Consider the following 21,164-nt stretch of genomic DNA (forward strand, 5'->3'; position numbering starts at 1 on the left):
ACCATGCCTGCAGTTCAGGAAAACTCGAAGGAAATTGTGGAATTATTACCACGCTGGCTGGTACAAACTCACCACCGCCACGACCTGACGCACAACAACACCGCCCCTGCTCTCATGGTTCTTGGCACCCTCAGCAGCCTCATACTGCCTCGCCGGCCCTCTGTTCCTATCACCACCCAGGTAGCACTTGGAGATTCCGTGTCCTCAAATAACTGGCGCCGTCATTATGTGCCCCTGGCAATGGGGGTGATTGCCGCCTTTATCGCTATTGCATTCTTCGGGATTCTCCACTTCACTTCCACTCTCATCACTGAGGTAGCTCAACCTGAAGCAACAGAGGTTCCCACCACCAGCGCACCAGATCCTGTGTCATGGAACCTTGAAGGCTTTGACCGTGAGCATCTCATTGATGATGAGATCTTCTATGACGTTAACTCCATGACAGAGGAAGATATTCGCACCTTTATCACCACAGTTAACGATGGCTGCATGGAGGGTATTCAGGCCACCCCTTGCCTAGCACAGGCACGCTTTGACACTCCTGACGTTCCGCCCACCCAGTTCTGCCCCGGAGGCTACTACGGCGCTCAGCAGGAAGATGTGGCGACAATCGTTTCAGATATTTCCCAATCGTGTGGGATTAATCCACGAGTTCTGTTGGTACTCATGCAGAAGGAACAGGGTTTACTCACTGCCTCTGGCGCTCAATTGACGCCGTCGAGTTATCACTCGGCGGCCGGCTATGCCTGTCCCGACGGAACGGTGTGCGATGAGGAACATGCGGGTCTGTTTAATCAGTTATATGGAGCTGCTTCACAGTTCCAGCGCTATCGCCTATTACCCGACGCTTACCGTTTCGTTGCTGGGCAGAGTGTGATGGTTCCTTTCTCGCCTGATGAAGAATGTGGCGGATTGGAGTTGACGCTTGAAAATCAGGCGACTGCTGCCCTCTATAACTACACCCCTTACACACCGAACTCTGCAGCCTTTGACAGACATTCGCAAACATGTGCAACGTGGGGCAATCTGGCGTTCTACGGTTTTTGGACCACCTGGTTCGGTCCACCCTTCGTTGAGCCCGTCAGCAACACGCAACCGTAATTTCCCTCTTTGTGACGCCGTGGAGCACCTAATCGTGGCACCCTAGTTCCATGATTATCACCACCACCCCCACCATTGAGGGCTATCCCGTTGTCCAGTACATGAATATTGTCTGCGGCGAGACTATTGCCGGCGTGAATATGTTTAAAGATATTGCTGCCGGCTTCCGTAATCTGGTGGGCGGACGCGCCGACTCACTTGAGCGTGAACTCATTCAAGCCCGTGATACTGCCATTCAAGAAATGGTACAGCGTGCTCAGCAGATGGGTGCTGAAGGTGTTGTTGGTGTGAAACTGGATTACGAAACCTTAGGCGCTGATTCGGGCATGCTTATGGTGACGGCCTCAGGGACTGCTGTTCGTTTTTCTACGCCACTGCAGTAATTCGCAGCCTGACGACTATTAACATCCCCCTTGTCTTAACGTAAGGAAGGGTCCAGGCGTGATCGCAAAGGATGGCCAAGTATCCACAGGGGCTGCACCCTGGCGTTCGTCAGCGTTCCTCATCCGGGATACCCCACCGGTTATGGAGCATCCCCACAAGTTCGCGCAGTTCACTCACCATGGTGGTGACGTAGACAGTTTCTGACGTTGCTTGGTCAGTGCGCGAGCACAGCCATTGTGCTTGGAGTCCATCTGCCATGGCTACCACCATACGCGCCAGCATTCGGCTGGGGGCTTCTCGTTTGACCACGCCGAGTTTCTTCCCATTGTCGAAGGCGTCTTCGAGGGTGGAAATAGCTCGAGCGAGGTGATCACCGATCCACTGATGTGCAGGGTGTTCGGGAAGAAGAACAGCCGGAAGCATCACGGTATACAGGGACACCAAATCGGGGTGGTGAGCGTTATGCGCCACGATGTTAATCAATGCATCAAGAGCGTGCCAGGGGTTTTCGTGCCGGTGGAAGTGAAAGCGTGCGGCATTCGCTTCATCAAGATACTGCAGGACCGTCGCAAAAAGCGCTTCTTTGGAAGGGAAGTGATGAAGAAGTCCTGCCTTGGAAATATCGGCAGCATTGGCAACGTCAGAAAGTGAGGTGGCACCGTAGCCTTTGGAGGCGAATATGTGCGCTGCTTCCTCAATGATGCGCGTTCGTTTATCCTCGGCTCCCGCCTTTGGGCGCCCAGGCTTTCGAGGCTTAGCCACTGGACCACCATTGGTACTGATAACCCCAGCAGCCTTCAGATTAGGTGACGCAACCTGAGGGTTCATAAAATCATTGTGAGCTCATCAATCACCATAAGTCACATTCGCTTGAGTCGAAATCATGTTTTACATGAGCAAACATCATCAAAAAAAATAAAAAAGTAGGGCTGGGCCTACTTTCGTGAAAGTAAGCCCAGCCCTACCTGAATGTCATCTGAGGGGTTGCTTTTAAGAACCTCACAGAGCGCTGGTAGCAGACGGAATCCAAGCGGTTCCTTCTGGCACCAAGACAAGTCCGTTCGCCGCGTCTTCGGCAACCTCGACGCGTACACTCTGGCCGTCGAGAACCTCACCTCCGAGGATCATGCGAGCCAGTCGGTCACCAATTTCACGTTGAACCAGGCGACGCAAAGGACGTGCACCATAGGCAGGGTCGTACCCCTGATCAGCCAGCCACATCCGAGCCTCATCACTGACCTCGAGAGTAAGTCGATGGTCAGCCAGACGCTGGGACATCTTGGCAATTTGGATATCGACAATCTTGCCCAGTTCTTCCTTAGTCAGAGGATCAAAAATAAGCGTGTCATCGAGTCGATTGATGAACTCGGGCTTGAAGTTGCGGCGCACTGCACCCATCACTTCACTACGCTTTTCTTCCTCACTAAGCGTGGGGTCAATGAGATAGCCAGAACCAAGGTTGGAGGTCAACACAAGGATGACGTTACGGAAATCCACAGTGCGGCCCTGACCGTCGGTGAGACGGCCATCATCAAGAACCTGCAGGAGGATGTCAAAAACCTCAGGATGAGCCTTCTCCACCTCATCAAGTAGAACCACGCAGTAAGGACGGCGGCGTACGGCTTCAGTAAGTTGTCCGCCTTCGTCGTAGCCCACGTATCCCGGAGGGGCACCCACGAGTCGAGACACAGAGTGCTTCTCGGAGTACTCACTCATATCGATACGTACCATGGCACGCTCATCATCGAAGAGGAAATCCGCCAAAGCCTTGGCCAGTTCCGTCTTACCCACACCGGTGGGACCGAGGAAGAGGAAGGATCCGGTGGGACGATCCGGATCGGCAACGCCCGCACGAGAACGGCGTACGGCGTCAGAAACTGCTGTAACAGCCGCACCCTGGCCAATGAGCCGAGAACCGATCACATCTTCCATATGAAGGAGTTTTTCGGTTTCTCCCTGCATAAGTTTGCCAACGGGGATACCAGTCCAGGAGGAGATAACTTCGGCAATCTCGTTGGGGCCAACTTTCTCCGCAATCATGGGTTCTGCTGCGCTAGTGCTTCCATCAGGGTTGACAGCTGCGGCAGCAGACTCAGCCGTTTCAGCATCGCGAATCTGCGCTTCCAGAGCGGGCATGTCACCATAACGCAGGCGGCCTGCTTCCTCATAGTTACCATCACGCTCAGCCAGGTCAGCCTTAGTACGCAATTCTTCGAGTTGTGCACGCAGTTCACCGACCTTGTTGTGACCAGCTTTCTCTGCTTCCCAACGGGCGTTAAGACCTGCCAGACGTTCGGAAGCATCAGCCAGTTGAGCACGCAAGCGCTCAAGACGGTCAGCGGTAGCGGGATCATCAATCTCGCCTTCCGCATTCACATCAGCCGATTCGGTCAGGTAAGCCTCTTCCATACGCATACGGTCCACACGACGACGCAGTTCATCGATTTCTACGGGAGAGGAGTCGAGTTCCATACGCAGACGAGATGCCGCTTCATCGATGAGGTCGATGGCCTTGTCAGGAAGTTGACGGCCGGTAATGTAGCGGTCGGAAAGTTGTGCGGCTGCTACGAGTGCACCGTCGGAAATGGTGACTTGATGATGCGCCTCGTAACGAGGAGCGATACCGCGAAGGATCGCTACCGTGTCAGGAACGGAAGGTTCACCCACGAACACTTGCTGGAAGCGACGTTCGAGAGCCGGGTCCTTCTCAATGTTTTCACGGTACTCATCAAGAGTGGTCGCACCAACGAGGCGCAGTTCGCCACGAGCCAGCATGGGCTTGAGCATGTTTCCTGCGTCCATGGCGCCTTCGGAACCACCACCAGCACCAACCACGGTGTGGAGTTCGTCAATGAAGGTGACCACTTCACCGTCAGAGTCCTTAATTTCTTGAAGGACCGCCTTGAGACGTTCTTCGAATTCGCCGCGGTATTTGGCGCCGGCCACCATTCCAGCCAGGTCAAGGGCAATCAGTCGCTTACCGCGCAACGATTCGGGCACGTCACCAGCAACAATACGCTGAGCCAGCCCCTCGACAACGGCAGTCTTACCCACGCCGGGTTCACCAATGAGAACAGGATTGTTCTTGGTACGGCGCGAAAGCACCTGGATAACACGACGAATTTCACTATCGCGACCAATGACGGGGTCAAGTTTGCCTTCGCGTGCTGCGGCTGTGAGATCGGAGCCATACTTTTCAAGGGTCTTGTAGGTACCCTCAGGGTTTGCTGAGGTCACTCGGGAATTTCCTCTCACCTGGGGAAGAGCGTCAATAAGTGCTTCTCGGCTGGCACCGTTGTTCTTCAGCAAAGTCGCCACAGAGTCTTGTCCACTGGCTAAGCCGATGAGCAGGTGCTCGGTGGAGATGTATTCGTCAGTCAATTCCTTGGCAACTTCTGAGGCGTGCTCAAGTGCGGCAAGGAATGCACGAGTGGGCTGAGGTTGTCCCACGCTAGCGCCGGAGGATGCAGGCATATTCGTCAGGATGCGACGAGTTTCTGCACCTACGGCAGTACGGGTGGCGGGATCTGTTGCAGCGATGAGTAGGCCCAACGCTACGCCCTCTTCATCGCTGAGGAGTTCGTTAAGCAAATGGGCGGTGTCAATGCTTGGGTTTCCGGCGGCCGCTGCAGCCTGCATGGCGCCAGAAATGGCTTCTTGAGACTTGGTTGTGTAGTTGGTGTCCATGGGACCTCCTTGTTTCAAGGAACTCACTGTGGCTTCTCACGGGGCGAGGGTTCGGCGGAATTGAGTGACTGCGTAGTACCTGTTTTCGCGAGAGATTCAGTCCCTGGTCACGGACAGAGCAGATGGAGGTTGAGGCTCTGCTTAGCAGTCACCTCAGGTCACCTGTTTCTGGCGGTGTGGGCACAGTGGTTCGTGTTCTGCTTAGTACAACCGAAGCAAGGTTGAGTCTATTCCACTCAACTTTGTTTTTCTCTGTGAGTCACACATCTCTTTTCGTCAGACCACACTTTCGCCTGAAAGGCGAAGAAAATCCGCGATATTTAGGGAGAATCTCGCTCTAAGCATGAAAAGGGAGCAATTACTTGTGAAGCAAACCATAACCTGCGACGATGGTCCCAGGCGCTCACCATCCGGTGACACGCATGTCAAGCGAAAGGAGACCGTCATGGGATTTGATGATCTGAAGAAGAAGGCTGAAGAGGCTCTGAACTCCGACAAGACCAAGGATGCCCTCAAGGATGTCGCTACTGACGCTATCGATCGCGTTGACGATGCTCTCAAGGACGCAACCGATGGCAAGTTCGGCGACAAGATCGACGATGCAGCCAATAAGGCCAAGGACGCACTCGGCAAACTCTGAGTTCTTCTAACCCGAGGAACCGACAGGCGACGCTTACCCCTCCTATCGGATTCCTCGAAGAGTCGAGTCGGTTGAACACAGCCTTCACGCCTCATGCTTCATGGCTAAGGCGTAATGACACGCCAGATGAGCCATACAGTGGTGGGCCAGTCGCCAACGCGACTGGCCCACCACTGTATGGTCTGTGCTGTTTTTACAGACTCGACAAGGAGATACCAGGCATCTCACAGCAATAATGCGATGCCGGCCTACTACTCCCTTAGTCACGCTGAGTGCATTGCTCGCCGATGATTAACGGCGCTTACGTCGAGCAAAATAGACAATAATCATGCCTAAACCAAGCAGCCCCATAATCGTTGAGGCAATCACGCCAATTACGCCGATAAAAACACGTGACTCATCAAAAACTGGCCCCACAATGTGTTGTGTGTTCTCCTGATTGGGGCAAGTCACGGAATACAATCCTTCATCACCAGTATGGAATGAAGCCATCGCAAGCGAGGTCTGAGGTTCCACACTCACAGCACTCCCATGAGGATCTTTTACTGTGCAATCCCCGGTGGAGACTCCAAAACCGGAGGAATACACCATGTAATCCGTATTAGCTGCGAGATACACATCTCCGTTGGCCTCAACCACAGATGAGGAAGTGAAACTGTTGAGGCCCCCCATCATGTAACTCGCGGCAGCAAAGAAGATAAGCACCGGAAGAAGAAACATTGTCACTAAGCCCCACAGGAGCAGGCGCGCAGAGGCGGGGCTTGACTGACGTCGACCAGGTGGCAACGGGGGCTGCGATAATCCCTGAGCACCGCATCCACCTTGCCCCTGACGCTCACTATCAGAGCGATCAGAAGCACTGCGAGCATGATGGTTATGGCGGGGAGCATAAGGATCGACTCGTCCATCATCATCACGCCACGAATACCCCTCGTTGACGCCGGGGCGTGAGGAAGAGGAACGATCACCGTGAGGGCTTCGTGAAGGCAGGGATGGCTTGGTGGGGCGGAATCGCCCACCGGAGCGTTCTGCTGCCGCTTGCTCTTCCTTTGCTCGCTGCTTAGCTTGTTCAGCAGCGAAAACGCTCATATCAGGACGTTCATCCTCAGGAATGTCAGACAGACGAACCCCGTAACGAGGTTTACCGTCTTGGTCTGTGAAGGATTCAGCCATAACTCACTTAGCCTGGTGGTGTGCGCTAATGCGGGAGAGATAAGTAACTGCCTCAACCGCCATACGAGAGAAGAAAATCTTCAGGGCTACGAAGGGGGCGTTGGTGAACAGCGAGACCAGGAAGTCACCAACGTCAAAGGTGTCACGGGGGCCGTTCATGGTGTACTCCACACTCTGGCCGGCAAGATAGGCGCTGTAGAACCAACCGATAAGGAAGGCAACCACAGCAGTGTAGAAAATGGCCGCACCGAATCGATCAGCGAATCCGCGGCGCATGTCGAAGAGGTTAGAGAAAAAAGATTCCTGAACGGTTACAGCCTGCTGGTAGGGCTGCTGAGCCTGCTGAGGTACGCCACCTGCCTGAGGGGCGCTAGGCTGAGAAGGAGAGTATCCAGGGGTGTACTGCTGAGCGCCGTAGGGCTGTGCGGGCTGGTAGGGCTGCTGAGGATTGGTGGGCTGAGTCATTGAAGACCTTCCATCATGTGACTGATTGATCAGGTTATCTGCATAGTAAGCGTATCGCAGGGGTATGAAGAAAACGATAAGAGGGCCCCGTGGGCCCTCTTATCTCTATGGGGTGTTCTCCCCATTCACAACTTCACACAGAAAGCTAATGGGGAACGAGCGATGAACTAATCGACATCTGACTCAAACTGCATGGCTCTCCGTGAGTCAGCAAGGACATACACTTGACCATCAGTGGCCGCAGCGAATACCCGCTGAACTGCTTCTTGGCGGGCTTGCAGAAGAATATTTTCTTTGCTCAGCACCTCGACCTGACGCTCGAGTTCGATAATACGGCGAATACCTGCCAGATTTATCCCTTCATTGGAGAGGGTTTGAATCTGGCGAAGCCGCTGCACATCGTACAGTGAGTAGCGACGCCCACGCCCCTGGGTACGAGCGGGGATAACCAGCCCAAGACGGTCGTATTGACGCAGCGTTTGTGGGTGCATCCCGGCTAGAGATGCCGCCACAGAGATGACATAGACCGGACGATATAACGCATCTTCCGCTACGCTACCGATCCCCTGACTGGTGTGCTTCACTGTGCCGCCTCCTCCATGAGGTGCGCACGGGGGTTGGAACCTTCCATAGCCTTCTCAAATTCTTCGAGTGCCTTGCGGGCATCGTCGGAGAGTTTCTTAGGGACGGCTACCTCAAGTTCGACAAGCATGTCTGAAGTCCCCTTGGAGGTGGTGATGCCTTTTCCACGCAAACGCTGAATGGTGCCGGACTGGGTGCCCGGAGCGATTTTGATCTTAGAAGTCCCTCCTGTCCAAAGGGGAACTTCCACCACAGCGCCCAGTGCTGCTTCTGCCAGGGTGATAGGCAGAGTCATGCGTAGGTTCTTCCCATCAATGGAATAGACGGGGTGGGGTTTGACCTTAACGGTGATAACCATGTCACCGTTTTCACCACCGTAGTTCCCAGGGCGTCCTTTTCCGCGCAGTCGAATTTTTTGACCATCATGAACACCGGCGGGAATACGGGTTTTTATCGTGCGCCCATCAGCGGTCAATTCGATGGTGGCGCCACTGACGGCTTCATCGAAAGTGATGGTGGCGCGTGCCAGGACATCTTGTCCTTTGACAGGCTCGGGGCTACCGAATCCACCGAAGTTGAAGGCTCCCGGGCGGCCGTTCTTGCGTGTAGGGCTAGGAGTTCCGCCGAATGCTGCGAGCAGATCATCGAGATCAATATCTGCTTGAGATCCTGAAGTGGAGAAGCGTACGCCGCCATCTGAGCCGAATCCGCCTCCACCGAAAATGTTGGAAAAGACGTCTTCGAATCCTGCACCACCGCCAGAGCCTGCGAAGCGTGCTCCACCCCCAGACATCGAGCGGATTGCGTCGTATTGCTTACGGTCTTTAGGGTCGGAGAGTACCGCGTAGGCTTCCCCGATCTCTTTGAACTTCTCAGCGGCGTTTTCGTCACCGGGATTGCGATCGGGGTGGTACTTCTTGGCGAGTTTGCGGTAAGCCTTCTTGATCGTCGCCTCATCCGCGTCCTTAGCCACGTCAAGCGTGGCGTAAAAGTCTTTAGTCATCCATTCCTGGCTTGCCATAGTCAGTCCACCTCCTTCAACAGTGGGGTCATAGGGTCCTTGATTATGTGTGTGGGTGCCCAGGGGAATCTGGGCTGGGAGGGAGAACTCGGCGTCGTGGGGCCGTTAATAATTGACGACGCCGAGTTCTCACCAATAGATGTTTTGCTCACCATAAGTGGTGAGGGACGTCAGGCGGGATTGGCTACCTGAACGCGTGCGGCACGGACAGTGCGTTCACCCAGGCGATAGCCAGGCTGAAGCACCATGGTGACGGTGGGTTCGCTAACTTCTTCCGACTCGGTGGCCATAAGAGCTTCGTGATGAAGAGGATCGAAAACTTCTCCTACTTCGCCGAAGCGTTCAAGACCGTACTTGTCAGTAAGAACACCTTCGAGTTTGGTGGCCATCGCTTCAAATGGCCCGTTAAGGTCACCGTGAGTACGAGCCAGTTCGATCTCATCGAGCACGGGAATAAGTGCTTCGACTACTGCCTGACTGCCAGCTTCGCGATGACCAGCAGCCGCTTCCTGAGCACGCCGAACGTACTTGGTGTACTCCTGCTGCAGGTTGTAATAATCAGCACGAGCACGAGCCAGTTCATCCTGAGCCTGAGCCAGGTCTTGCTGGGCTTCAGTCAGGGGATCGAGTTCTTCAACTTGCTCAGCCTCTACCTGATCAGCATTCACGGATTCGCTAGGTACATCAGTGGGGGCTTGCCCCAGGCCGCCTTTGTCGAAGGCGGCCTGGGGGTCCTCCCCAAGTTCATCGCGAACCTGGTCAAAGGCTGCTTCCACGTCACGTTCCAGAGGATCGTTGGTGTGGGAAGAGTCTTGTGATGTCACTTGGTTTCCTCATCGTCGACGATTTCAGCGTCTACCACGTCGTCATCACTGGAGTCAGTGGCGCCTTCAGCACTCTGAGCTGCTGCGGCTTCTGCGGCCTGGTTGGCGTAAATTGCCTCTCCGACCTTCTGAGCAACACCGTTAAGATTGTCCAGAGCGGTCTTAATGGCATCCACGTCCTCACCTTCAAGGCTCTTCTTAACCTCGTCGGCGGCTGCGGAAACCTCGGAGTAGACGTCCTCAGGGAGCTTGTCCTTGTTGTCCTTGAGAAGTTTCTCGATGGCGTATGCCTGCTGCTCGGCGCTGTTGCGCAGTTCAGCTTCTTCGCGACGCTTCTTGTCTTCGGCTGCGTGTGCTTCAGCATCCTTGACCATGCGGTCAATGTCTTCCTTGCTCAAAGCAGAGCCACCGGAGATGGTGACGGACTGTTCCTTGCCGGTGCCCAGGTCTTTGGCGGAGACGTGGACGATGCCGTTGGCGTCAATGTCGAAGGAAACCTGAATCTGAGGAATACCGCGGGGGGCCGGGGCGATACCGGAGAGTTCGAAGGTTCCGAGGAGCTTGTTGTCGCGGGCGAATTCACGCTCACCCTGGTAGACCTGGATGAGAACGGAAGGCTGGTTGTCTTCTGCGGTGGAGAACACCTCAGTGGACTTGGTGGGGATAGCGGTGTTGCGCTCGATCAGTTTGGTCATCACGCCGCCCTTGGTCTCGATACCGAGGGAGAGGGGGGTGACGTCGATGAGCAGAACGTCCTTGCGGTCGCCCTGGATGACGCCAGCCTGGATAGCTGCGCCCAGTGCCACAACCTCATCGGGGTTTACGCCCTTGTTGGGTTCCTTGCCGGTCAGTTCGCGAACGAGTTCGCTTACTGCGGGCATACGAGTGGAACCACCAACGAGGATGACGTGGTCGATGTCGCTGAGGGAGACATCGGCATCCTTGATGACGTTGTTGAAGGGGACCTTGGTGCGCTCGAGAAGATCAGCGGTCATCTCTTCAAACTGTGCGCGGGTGAGCTTTTCGTCCAGGTGAACGGGGCCTGCTTCGCTCATGGAGAGGTACTGCAGGTTGATGTTGGTGCTCATGGCGCTGGAGAGTTCCTTCTTGGCCTGCTCCGCTGCGTCCTTGAGGCGCTGCATGGCGATCTTGTCCTTGGACAGATCCACACCGTCCTTGTTCTTGACCTGGCTGACGAGCCAGTTCACGATACGAGCATCCCAGTCATCGCCACCGAGGCGGTTGTCGCCATTAGTTGCGTTGACCTGAATAGTGGAGAAGCCGTCTTCATCCTTGCCCACTTCGAGCAGGGAGACGTCGAAGGTACCACCACCGAGGTCGAAGACGAGGATGAGTTCGTCTTCCTTACCCTTTTCCAGACCGTAGGCAAGTGCTGCGGCGGTGGGCTCGTTAACGATGCGGTCCACGGTGAGGCCTGCGATGGTGCCGGCTTCCTTGGTGGCCTGACGCTCAGCGTCATTGAAGTAGGCGGGGACGGTGATTACAGCATTGGTGACGCTTTCACCAAGGTAAGCTTCGGCGTCTGCCTTGAGTTTGGCCAAGATACGTGCGCTGATTTCCTGGGCTGTGTACTTCTTGTCGTCAATTTCGACGGTCCAGTCAGTGCCCATGTGGCGCTTAACCGAAGAGATAGTGCGGTCAACGTTAGTCACTGCCTGACGCTTGGCTACCTCGCCAACGAGCACTTCGCCGGACTTGGAGAAAGCCACAACGGAAGGGGTGGTGCGGCCACCTTCAGCGTTAGGAATGATAGTGGGGACGCCGCCTTCAAGGACGGCGATAGCAGAGTTGGTGGTACCGAGGTCAATACCGACTGCGCGTGCCATAGTGTGTGCTCCTTATAAGTTCTGTGTGAAGTCTGGTGATGTTGTGATTCTGGTGCTCTGGAGGGAATCAGATTCACAACTGACTTGAGTGATCTGCACTCAAGTTTGCTAATTGAGTGAGTCCATGTCAACTTTTCTCACTCAATTCTTGAGTCTGTATGGCTCAACCTTGAAAATGATGAAAGTATTCCCTACAAATTCCCACCTCACCGGTGATTGGGGTCACAAAATTCATGAGATGGTCAATGACCTGCGCCCCACAGGTAGTACCTACGTAACAGGTAGCCTGTCCACGTGCCAGAGACTGCCCTTCCCCCACCACGCGCCACCAGCGCTCTGGCGCGCCTCACTCGCAGCCTCAGCACCATCACTCCCCCGCGAGCGCGCGCCAAGCGCGCCGTCGCCTGGACCATCGCCGTAGGCACAGGCCTCCTTGGAACCGCACTCATTCTGGGACCGGCAGCAGGGTCACTCGGCATGATCGGGGCTATGGCCGCCAACGTGGGCCGCGATACTCCCATGCGAGCACGCATTCGCATTCTTCTTGCTGTGGGAACCACCACCCTGACCACGCAATACATTGGCCTACTCGCCTCCCCGCACCCCATTGCCGTCCCATTCGTCATGGCCGCAGTGACCCTCATCGTGGTGTGGGGATGGCATGCCCTCATCATGGGACCGCCCGGCCCCATCAATACCTGCTTCTCTACCGCCTTCGGTGTATTCATGGGCACCCACGGCTACACCCCTTCCACACTTCTTCCCATCACTGCACTGGCCTGGGCGCTAGCCTCCCTCACCTCACTCGCCCTCCTAGCACTCGACCCCCATGAGCCCGAACGCGCAGCCGTCAACGCTGCAAAAGATGCCGTTGATGCCTACGTCGACGCCGCACAAATCACTCAGGATGAACAGTCACCTGCTTTCATGGAAACTTCCCATGGTTGCTCTACTAGCACCACTCTCACCTCCCTTCAGGGTGAGAGGGGAGAGAGAAGGCGCCAGACGGCGTCGGTCCATAGTGGAGTACTAGCCAAGCGACGCTCAGCAGCGTGGAGCGCAGTCAACCATGGATGGGAAGTCCTGCGGGCAGGCCGACGCCCCGGAAGCGAAGCGCTCAGTGCGCCAGCGCGTAGTCTTCATCGACAATTACAGGCCACCCACTTACGCATGATCGCTACTCTCAATGGCGAATCATTCCCCACCTCACATTTGCGAGTGGATAACCATTTCACCCTCACGCCGCTAGGCAAACCGAGAGCCACCTACCTCCTACACACCGGAGCGATGCCCGGCTCACGTGCTCGCATTGTTGCTACACGAGCCGCCTTGGCCGTTCTTCTAGCAACTTCGCTTGCTGAAGGTTTACGGGCCGGCCACTCATACTGGGCTATGCTCAGCGCACTGATCATTCTTCATATGGGCGCTAGCCGAGCCGACCTCACCATTCGAGCCGCCCACCGTGTCATTGGCACCGCCATAGGCGTGGTGTTGTATTTCGGAATTGTGGCCACTCACCCCGGCCCATGGTTACGCCTGATCATTGTGGTGTTGTGCTTTTGGGGCCTAGAAGTATTCGTCTTACGAAACTACGCCATCGCCGTAGTGTTCGTAACCACCTTCGCACTTCTTATGGCACCCACCCCACACACTGGAGACATTACAACCATTATCGAGGACCGACTTATTGAGACGTTTATCGGCGTAGGAGCCGCCCTGCTGATGGTGTGGATTGTGGGTCGTCAAGCACCGCTCATGCTGGTACGCCGCCACTACCGACTCACTCTTAACGCCACTCTGGCGGTTCTTGGGGACCTTGCCCAAACAGACCTTTCTACCCTGCGTGCTAATGAACACCGCCGAGATTTGGTATTCGAACTCAGTCGCAGTGGCGCCATGCTGACCGCCGCTTATCAAGACGATCCCGATGGTTTAGCACCATGGCATGATGCCGCTGCCACCGTTAACGAATTAGGACTATCCGTGATTGCTGCCTGCTGGAGGCAAAGTCTCACCACGTCGGGTCTTACTAGCGCTCACTTGGCTACTACAGACTTATTTGCGAGCACCCCGGGAATTGCTAAGCAAGCAGGACACGCCAACCGCCGCTCCAGTCAGGAGCGCGCCCATGCTGCCGCCCAGGCCTATGACGAACTCTCCGCAGTCATCGAATCACTCGGGCCAGTCAGCACACGCTCGATTAATGTAAAAGCTTTTACCGACCGTGTGCACAACATCAATGAACGTTTCCTTGCTCACGCATAATGCCATTCATCCCCACACAATCTTCAAAAAACAAGCACATATTATTCACACGCCAGAAGTGATGAAGATACTCAAGATCGCTACTGTTGGCCTGTGAGCATTCAGCGGACCATCATGACTATCCCGCACGCCGCGTGGCGTGCGGTCAAGGTCTTGGTCCGTACCCTCATTCAGTCCGAAAAGAACCCAGAACCAACGCGTCGAGCAATTCGTAGCGCAAGCGCCATGGCCGTGGGCATCATCGTTTGCTCAGTGCTCATGGGCCCCCAAGCCGGTTCACTAGGCACTATGGGCGCCCTTACCGCTGACGTAGGCCACGAGACCCCAATGCGGCGCCGCGCGGTAACTTTCTTTGTGGTGGGCGCTGCCACCTTCCTTTGTGAAGCGATTGGTGTCTGGATTTCGCCGTACCCTGCCATCATTCCTCCGGTAATGACCGCAGTGACCTTCATCGTGATTTGGGTCTGGCATGCTCTACTCACGGGTCCGCCTGGACCAATTAACGTGGTCTTCGCTGCAGCCTTCGGCATCTACATGGGCGCCAACGGTTGGGGAGTATGGCAGTTGCTTGAGCCCACGATTTTCGCTTGGGCCGTCAGCGGGGCGTTCATGCTCACCATGCTCGCCATTCATCCTCATGAGACGGAACGTGACGCCGTGGCGCAGGCTGCTCTTGCAGTCAGCCGCTACACGAGCATGGATCCCGACGCTGATGAGGCCAGTCTCGGCATCGCCCGCTCACGTGCTTGCATTTCGGTCAACCGCGCCTGGCAGGTGCTTCGTGCTGGCCGCCTCGGTATGACTTCCACACCCCTGACTCGCATGGGTCGCGATCTCGAGCAGCAGATGAAGGATCTTCATCTTGAACTTATGCTGACCTTGGACCGTGATTCCTTCCCCGTGGACGCATTGAACGTCTCCAAGGTCCGCCGCATTACTCCTGACCGCATGCCATCGGTGAGGTACTTACTGCGCACCGCATTCCTTCGCGGTTCTCGTCCCGGCCTGGTGGCTAGCCGTGCAGCCATCGCCGTCTTACTGGCTACGTCCACGATGTTCATTTTGCCGTTCGGCCGGCCCTACTGGGCGATCCTTTCGGCCATTATCGTGCTGCACATGGGCGCGAGCCGAGCCGACCTCACCATCCGCGCCTACCATCGCGTGGTGGGTACGCTCCTTGGCGTGCTGTTATACGTGGGGATTGTGGCCAGTGGCCCTTCGATGTGGACGCGTGTTCTCATCGTCATCATCACCGTCTATGGCATGGAAATTTGGGGTAATAAGAACTACGCCGTGTGCGTGGTTTTCGTGACCGTCTTTGCTCTCATCATGTTCCCTGTGGCCAGCCAGTATGAGTTGTCGATTCTCATGCGTGACCGCTTGGGTGAGACTGTAGTGGGCGTGGCTTGCGCGTTGATTGCTATCTGGTTCGTGGGCCTGCGAGCTCCGGTTCTCCTGGTGCGTCGCCAGTACCGCATGACACTCAACCGCACGCGTGACGTGCTCCGCGACCTTGCCAATAGTGACCTCACCTCTCCTGAGGCTCATACACGCCGTCAGTTGCTTATCTTTGAGTTGGGGCGTTCTAGTGACGTGCTTTCCAGTGCCACCCAGGATGATCCTCATGGAACGGACCGCTGGATGGATGTTCAGCGTGCGGTAAGCCGCTTTGGTTTTGCTGTAGTGACCGCCTGCTGGCGCGAACCGGGAACCACCACCGTGGCCGCGATGAGGGCTGAGCAGCAGTTAGAAGACGTTATCGACAGTCTTCCGCCGATTTCCACGACGAATATTGACGTCTCTCCCATCGTCACAAGTATCGAGAAGATTCGTGTCCACTTCGCCCAAGTCGCCTGCCAGTAAACGGCAGTGACCGCAGAACGTTCAGCCCCAGTATCGACGCCGCATCAGCTTCCTCAATACGTTTTCAGCGTGCTCATCCCAATCACGTTCACTCGCAGCGACCATTTTCTTCCCCCCATCACCCTCTCTGCGCCATTTCCTTGTCCTTAATCTAGGGTGAGTTAAAATATTGACGAATATGTCAAGTATGCTTTACATTTGAGTCATGGAAGTTAACACTAGGCCGAATAAACTTCGCCAACTGCGGCGATGGCATGAGATGTCTCAAGCAGATCTTGCTCAAGCGGTTGGTGTTTCCCGGCAGACCATCGCCAATATCGAGCGAGGTAACTACTCCCCCTCCGTCTATCTCGCGCTCGCGCTATGCAAACGCCTCGGAGCTACCGTAGAGCAGGTTTTTGGAGACGAAAACTTGCAGGTCAGTTCCTAGCTCCGCCACTTCTCACAAGACCTCAATTATTCGTGGCGCTACCACAGGCTCATGTACGTAGCGGTTCATAACTCCTCCTTCATGGATTGCCCCCTACATGAGGTCGTGAATCTAGGGGAAACAAGGCCCTCCCTCAACACTTTTCACAACATCATTTCGACTCACCAAGGAGTCACTATGCAGTCTTACTTCGAGCGAATCATTCAGCAGTACACCAAGTTCTACGAGGACGAATTCGCCCTCAACGTCGCCTTCAAAGGTGCTGCCATCGCATGGAATGTCACCATTTACATGAACTTATTGCTGATGTGGGTTTTCGCCTGAATTCTTCCCGGATCATATTTCTACTTAACCGCGCTACTCATTACCCCCGTCATCGCAGGGTCAGCCGCAGCTCAGTCATTCAGTCGCTACTACCTGCCCACAGCAATTCCCAAGAGGAGCGTTCTCTCTGCCAAGAACTTGGTATTCACTGTGATAGTTCTTGGGATCTGGATTGCTGGCGGTTGGCATAACGGCGCTGAGATTTCTTCCTACGCCACAGGCGCATTGGTGGGCGCCATTGGTGGAGCGTTCTTTATTCCATGGTTTACCAAGCGTCAGCACGCCAAGGATGAGAAGCGTCTGTCTGTCGACGCCGAGTAACCACTCCCAGCACACGAAATCTGTGCCAGCCTGCGAAGTCAGGCAGTTACCGTACAATACAAAAACACTCAGAGTTGGTCGGTCATGTGGGCCATAGCTTCAATGGGGTCTCGGTAGGTGATTCCGAGTTCTTCGCGGCTCTTAGTAGTGTCACAGCGAACTACGTGATCCACATTGTTTTCGGCGAATTGGCGAGATACACCCACCGCCGGCGCAAGGACAACAAATGCCGCTTTGGGCATGGGCCAACGAGGAAGGCGCCACGCTTTAGAGACAGGTAGGTACTTGCGCAGTTCCATTCCTGCCCAGCACAGGTCGCAATCTTTGCCGGCAATAATGTTACGTCCGTTGGCTTCGGGAACGAATGCGGCAGCAATATGTCCCTCGGCCACATCTCGCACATCCACCAGTGACAAGCCAAGACGAGGGGCTCCAGCCATCATGTCTCCGCGCATGAGTTGGCGGACAATTCCGAAACTCTCCGAGGTAGGCACGGGGTTAAGCGAGGGGCCCACCACGAGGGCCGGGTTAATCACCACGAGTTCCCAGCCACGACCTTGGCGTTGCAGTTCCCAAGCGGCACGTTCGGCAAGCGTCTTGGAATAGTGGTAGGGCTCGTAAGTCAATGACGCCGTGGTATTCCAAGATTCCGGACTGAGCATGCCGCCAGGCATGTGTTCGCATTCCACAGCGTCGGTGTACATTGCGGCGATGGAGCTGGTCAGCACCACACGCTTAACTGAGGCGGTCTTCTCCACACTACCCAACACATTGCGTGTGCCCTTGAGAGCGGGGTCAATGAGGTCGCGCTGAGGATCCTTGACGTGCTGAGTGAAGGGTGAAGCTGTGTGAATGACAATCTCGCATCCCTTCATAGCCTCATCAAAGTCACCCTCGTTGAGCAGGTTAGCATCGAAGAATTTCAGTGTTCCAGGAAGAACATTAGCGGCCGCCTTGAGGTGGTTCACTGAGGACGGCTTTGAAGAATCACGGACCGTAGCATGAACGGTGACACCCAATTCGAGCAGCCCCTTAACCACCCATCCGGCCACATACCCGGAGGCGCCCGTCACCATGACAGGGGCGTCGGTGGTGGGCTGAACTGCACTGCGGACCACGGATTCCATCTGCATCATGCCCTCCATCATCTCACGGTCAAGTCAGGAGGCTGAGGACAGCGTGCCCCTTCCCCGTTGATTCTGCGGGGACACTTCCTTAACAACGTTAGCGTCGCAATAACCGTACTTCGCAAGAAGTATGCACTCAGCAACTCCTGTTCAGCCTAACCAGTCAAAGATGTTGTGAAACTATGACGCTGGCCGAAAGGTGAACTGCTCAAATCCCAGGGCCTCAATTTTGTCCGCGAGCGCATGGCAGTGATCACTAAAGCCTGGACTGGTCACAGTAATCCCATCGCGCACTCCCAAAGCCCGCGCCTGTTGAAGCGCAAAAGACTTCACACCACGTTCTCGACATATTTTGGCCACATCGTAGGCGTCAAGGAAGGTCACATCCCCGGGGAGCACAGTGGTACGCACTTCGTAATCGATGGTGCCACCATGAGCGTTGTATTCCTGGATCACTTCCAAGCATTCCCAGGCTTTTTCACCAGCATGGGCTCTACCTACAACCTGTTCATAGTGAGAGGGTAGGGCTTTAAGGTCCAGACCCACCCAACCTCCATCCATGATGGGAAGTAAATGAGCCAAAGAACGTGGGTATGCCCCAGCGGTATGCAGGCCGATCTGGAAACCCAACCTCTTCGCCGCCTCCATGGCTTGAGCCAATGGTTCACACTGGCGAGTGGCTTCCCCACCGGTGAAGACCACACCATCAAGAAGGCCTACACGGCGTCGGAGAGTGGACTCGACTTGTTCCCAGGTCATGAGTCCGGGCTCAGTACAAGAGATCAGGGCACTGTTGTGGCAGTAGGTGCACTGCCATGGACAGCCTTGACAAAAGACTGTTGCGGTCAAATGCCCGGGCCAGTCGATAGTGGAGAATGGAACTAGGCCGGCGATGCTCAAATCGCCAGTACATGGCGGCCTCATGCTCGTGCTGCAGCACCAATCACGGGCCCATGGGCTCCTGCTGCGTCTTCGGTGAACATCTGACGTTCGGCGTATTCGCCCTTTTTACCAATATTGAAACTAGTGACGGGGCGGAAGTAACCCATGACGCGGGTCCACACTTCACATTTCTGGGCAGGTGCCTCAGGATGGACTTCTGCACAACGATGACAGGTGGCATGTTCGCCGGCAAGGTAGCCGTGGACGGGGCAGATAGAAAAGGTGGGGGTGATGGTGATGTAGGGAGAACGGAATGCGGTCAGTGAGCGGCGGACTAGTTCCTTACATGCCTGGGCGTTAGAGATACGTTCATTCATGTAGAGGTGAATGACGGTGCCCCCGGTGTACTTGGTTTGGAGTTCTTCCTGCATTTCTTGAGCAAGGAAGGGGTCATCGGTGTAGCCCACGGGCAACTGGGAGGAGTTGGTGTAGTAGGGCTGAGTTGGGGTGCCGGCCTGGAGGATTTCTGGGTAGCGGGCTTTGTCTTCCTTGGCGAATCGGTAAGTGGTTCCTTCGGCGGGGGTGGCTTCAAGGTTGTAGAGGTGGCCGGTGGCTTCCTGAAGTTCCACCATGCGTTCACGCACGTGGTCGAGGATGCGCACGCACATGGCGTGGCCTTCTGGGGTGGTGATGTCTAAGGCATCACGAGTGAAATTACGGACCATCTCGTTCATACCGTTGACACCAATGGTGGAGAAGTGATTGTCCAGTGTGCCCAAATAGCGGCGGGTGTAGGGGAAGAGGCCAGCATCAATGTGATGCTGAATGACTTCGCGTTTGAGTTCGAGGGTGGTCGAAGCGATGTCAATAAGTTCGTCGAGTCGGGCAATGAGAGCCGCTTCATCTCCAGAGTAAAGGTAGCCCAGGCGTGCCATGTTGATGGTGACCACGCCAACACTGCCGGTTTGTTCTGCTGACCCGAATAAGCCATTGCCGCGTTTAAGTAGTTCACGAAGATCGAGTTGGAGGCGGCAGCACATGGAGCGAATCATGCCGGGGTCGAGTTCAGAATTAATGAAATTCTGAAAGTAGGGCAGGCCGTACTTCGCAGTCATTTCGAATAGACGGTCAGCATTGGGGCTGTCCCAGTCGAAGTCTTTGGTGATGTTGTAGGTGGGGATGGGGAAGGTAAAAACGCGCCCATCAGCGTCTCCGCTGGTCATGACTTCCATGAAAGCACGGTTGATCATGTCCATTTCTTCTTGGAGTTCACCGTAGGTGAAGTCGCACAGTTCGTCACCGATAAGAGGATTTTCGTCGGCGAGGTCCGCGGGGCAGGTCCAGTCAAAGGTGAGGTTGGTGAAGGGAGTTTGGGTACCCCAGCGAGAGGGAACGTTGAGATTAAAAATGAGTTCTTGGATGTGTTGGCGTACCTGCTCGTAGGTGAGGTTATCCAGGCGCACGAAGGGGGCCATGTAGGTGTCGAAACTAGAGAATGCTTGCGCACCGGCCCATTCGTTTTGGAGAGTTCCCAGGAAGTTGACGATTTGGCCCACGGCGCTGGACATGTGTTTGGGGGCGCCTGCAGCGATTGCTCCGGGCACGCCGTTGAATCCCTGTTGGATGAGAGTTTTCAGACTCCACCCGGCGCAGTATCCAGCGAACATGTCAAGGTCGTGAATATGAATGTCGCCAGAGCGGTGAGCCTGTCCTGCGACACTGGGGTAGACGTGAGTGAGCCAGTAGTTGGCAACGACTTTGCCCGAGGTGTTGAGCATCATCCCCCCCAGCGAGTATCCCTGATTGGCGTTGGCGTTGACTCGCCAGTCGGAGCGGTCGAGGTATTCGCTCACGGTGGTGATGGGATCAATCATGGGAATGGTGGCCGACGCCGTGTTCTGGGTTTCCACGTCATCTCTCCTTGGGCGCTGCATGGGCTGTCGTTAGCCGCCTTGTGTTTGCATGACCGAGAGTATGGAGTAATGGAGAGATAAAAAACCGGCACACCACTACATATTGTGTTGTTTTTTGTATTGAGTACCAGATGTTGTACTTTGAGGGGACTTTAGTCCCCAAGCCTTCCCCCCTCTTCTTCACTGAAAATGAGTAAATAATCGTGAAAAACCGGGATCTTATCCCCTTTTACTGGTGTAGAAAACATGGAGCGTTTTAACAACGTAACCAAGGGTGCGGAGTAGTTCCCCGGCCATAAATCTGAGTATTCCGCT

Annotated in this window: 19 protein-coding genes; 8 read left to right on the forward strand and 11 right to left on the reverse strand. The window is 55.3% G+C overall.

Annotation, left to right across the window (positions count from 1 at the left end; genetic code table 11):
* The first annotated feature begins 36 nt into the window (after nt 1–36).
* Both A9753_RS02200 and A9753_RS02205 read left to right on the forward strand, forming a co-directional pair.
* Nucleotides 37–1,101, forward strand: a complete 1,065-nt coding sequence (locus A9753_RS02200; RefSeq protein WP_245637330.1) for a hypothetical protein — start codon at nt 37–39, stop codon at nt 1,099–1,101.
* Between the two features lie 50 nt (nt 1,102–1,151).
* Nucleotides 1,152–1,484: a heavy metal-binding domain-containing protein gene (locus tag A9753_RS02205; RefSeq protein WP_067779503.1), complete on the forward strand. Its 333-nt coding sequence runs from the start codon at nt 1,152–1,154 to the stop codon at nt 1,482–1,484.
* Nucleotides 1,485–1,593: 109 nt separating this feature from the next.
* On the opposite strand, the gene A9753_RS02210 is transcribed toward A9753_RS02205, so the two are convergent.
* Nucleotides 1,594–2,313 carry a TetR/AcrR family transcriptional regulator gene (locus A9753_RS02210; protein WP_083090199.1) on the reverse strand — a complete coding sequence of 240 codons (720 nt, stop codon included), beginning with the start codon at nt 2,311–2,313 and terminating at the stop codon, nt 1,594–1,596.
* A 171-nt stretch (nt 2,314–2,484) separates the two neighbouring features.
* Entirely contained in the window at nt 2,485–5,172 is a 2,688-nt protein-coding gene (gene clpB / locus A9753_RS02215; RefSeq protein ID WP_067779512.1) for an ATP-dependent chaperone ClpB, read from the reverse strand.
* 445 nt (nt 5,173–5,617) lie between these two features.
* Here clpB and A9753_RS02220 point away from each other — a divergent pair, with 445 nt between their 5' ends.
* Nucleotides 5,618–5,812, forward strand: a complete 195-nt coding sequence (locus A9753_RS02220; RefSeq protein WP_067779516.1) for a hypothetical protein — start codon at nt 5,618–5,620, stop codon at nt 5,810–5,812.
* A 291-nt stretch (nt 5,813–6,103) separates the two neighbouring features.
* Here the strand turns inward: A9753_RS02220 and A9753_RS02225 are convergent, their stop codons facing one another.
* The 6 genes from A9753_RS02225 to dnaK all read right to left on the reverse strand — a co-directional run bounded on the left by A9753_RS02225 (nt 6,104) and on the right by dnaK (nt 11,724).
* The gene (locus A9753_RS02225) at nt 6,104–6,985 is read right to left on the reverse strand and encodes a hypothetical protein (RefSeq protein WP_067779519.1); all 882 of its coding nucleotides are present in this window, start codon (nt 6,983–6,985) and stop codon (nt 6,104–6,106) included.
* Nucleotides 6,986–6,988: 3 nt separating this feature from the next.
* A complete protein-coding gene (locus tag A9753_RS02230; protein WP_067779522.1) occupies nt 6,989–7,450 on the reverse strand; it encodes a hypothetical protein in 462 nt (153 codons plus the stop codon).
* Nucleotides 7,451–7,617: 167 nt separating this feature from the next.
* Nucleotides 7,618–8,034 (reverse strand): heat shock protein transcriptional repressor HspR, encoded by a 417-nt coding sequence (locus A9753_RS02235; protein ID WP_067779525.1) that lies wholly within the window; start codon nt 8,032–8,034, stop codon nt 7,618–7,620.
* Nucleotides 8,031–9,053 (reverse strand): DnaJ C-terminal domain-containing protein, encoded by a 1,023-nt coding sequence (locus A9753_RS02240; protein WP_067779530.1) that lies wholly within the window; start codon nt 9,051–9,053, stop codon nt 8,031–8,033. The genes A9753_RS02235 and A9753_RS02240 overlap by 4 nt, the downstream gene beginning before the upstream one ends.
* 170 nt (nt 9,054–9,223) lie before the next feature.
* Nucleotides 9,224–9,877 (reverse strand): nucleotide exchange factor GrpE, encoded by a 654-nt coding sequence (locus tag A9753_RS02245; protein WP_067779538.1) that lies wholly within the window; start codon nt 9,875–9,877, stop codon nt 9,224–9,226.
* Nucleotides 9,874–11,724, reverse strand: a complete 1,851-nt coding sequence (gene dnaK / locus A9753_RS02250; protein ID WP_067779541.1) for a molecular chaperone DnaK — start codon at nt 11,722–11,724, stop codon at nt 9,874–9,876. The genes A9753_RS02245 and dnaK overlap by 4 nt, the downstream gene beginning before the upstream one ends.
* Nucleotides 11,725–12,018: 294 nt before the next feature.
* On the opposite strand from dnaK, the gene A9753_RS02255 reads away from it, so the two are divergent.
* The 5 genes from A9753_RS02255 (at nt 12,019) to A9753_RS09745 (ending at nt 16,927) form a co-directional block, all read left to right on the forward strand.
* A complete protein-coding gene (locus A9753_RS02255) occupies nt 12,019–13,989 on the forward strand; it encodes an FUSC family protein (protein WP_067779543.1) in 1,971 nt (656 codons plus the stop codon).
* A gap of 114 nt (nt 13,990–14,103) precedes the next feature.
* Complete coding sequence (locus A9753_RS02260) at nt 14,104–15,852, forward strand: FUSC family protein (protein ID WP_176702711.1); 1,749 nt, start codon at nt 14,104–14,106, stop codon at nt 15,850–15,852.
* Nucleotides 15,853–16,057: 205 nt separating this feature from the next.
* On the forward strand, nt 16,058–16,282 hold the full coding sequence (locus A9753_RS02265) for a helix-turn-helix transcriptional regulator (RefSeq protein WP_067779549.1): 225 nt from the start codon (nt 16,058–16,060) through the stop codon (nt 16,280–16,282).
* Between the two features lie 177 nt (nt 16,283–16,459).
* The gene (locus A9753_RS09740; protein WP_176702712.1) at nt 16,460–16,606 is read left to right on the forward strand and encodes a hypothetical protein; all 147 of its coding nucleotides are present in this window, start codon (nt 16,460–16,462) and stop codon (nt 16,604–16,606) included.
* Between the two features lie 150 nt (nt 16,607–16,756).
* A complete protein-coding gene (locus A9753_RS09745; protein WP_176702713.1) occupies nt 16,757–16,927 on the forward strand; it encodes a hypothetical protein in 171 nt (56 codons plus the stop codon).
* 68 nt (nt 16,928–16,995) lie between these two features.
* Here A9753_RS09745 and A9753_RS02270 read toward each other — a convergent pair whose 3' ends face one another.
* The 3 genes from A9753_RS02270 to A9753_RS02280 all read right to left on the reverse strand — a co-directional run bounded on the left by A9753_RS02270 (nt 16,996) and on the right by A9753_RS02280 (nt 20,846).
* The gene (locus A9753_RS02270) at nt 16,996–18,063 is read right to left on the reverse strand and encodes an NAD-dependent epimerase/dehydratase family protein (protein WP_176702714.1); all 1,068 of its coding nucleotides are present in this window, start codon (nt 18,061–18,063) and stop codon (nt 16,996–16,998) included.
* 171 nt (nt 18,064–18,234) lie between these two features.
* Nucleotides 18,235–18,978, reverse strand: coding sequence for an anaerobic ribonucleoside-triphosphate reductase activating protein (locus tag A9753_RS02275; protein WP_067779554.1), 744 nt, complete (start codon nt 18,976–18,978; stop codon nt 18,235–18,237).
* Nucleotides 18,975–20,846 (reverse strand): ribonucleoside triphosphate reductase, encoded by a 1,872-nt coding sequence (locus A9753_RS02280; RefSeq protein ID WP_425394238.1) that lies wholly within the window; start codon nt 20,844–20,846, stop codon nt 18,975–18,977. The genes A9753_RS02275 and A9753_RS02280 overlap by 4 nt, the downstream gene beginning before the upstream one ends.
* Nucleotides 20,847–21,164: the final 318 nt, after the last annotated feature.

The sequence above is a fragment of the Actinomyces vulturis genome, from assembly GCF_001687305.1.
In the GTDB taxonomy this organism is placed as follows: Bacteria; Actinomycetota; Actinomycetes; order Actinomycetales; family Actinomycetaceae; genus Actinomyces; species Actinomyces vulturis.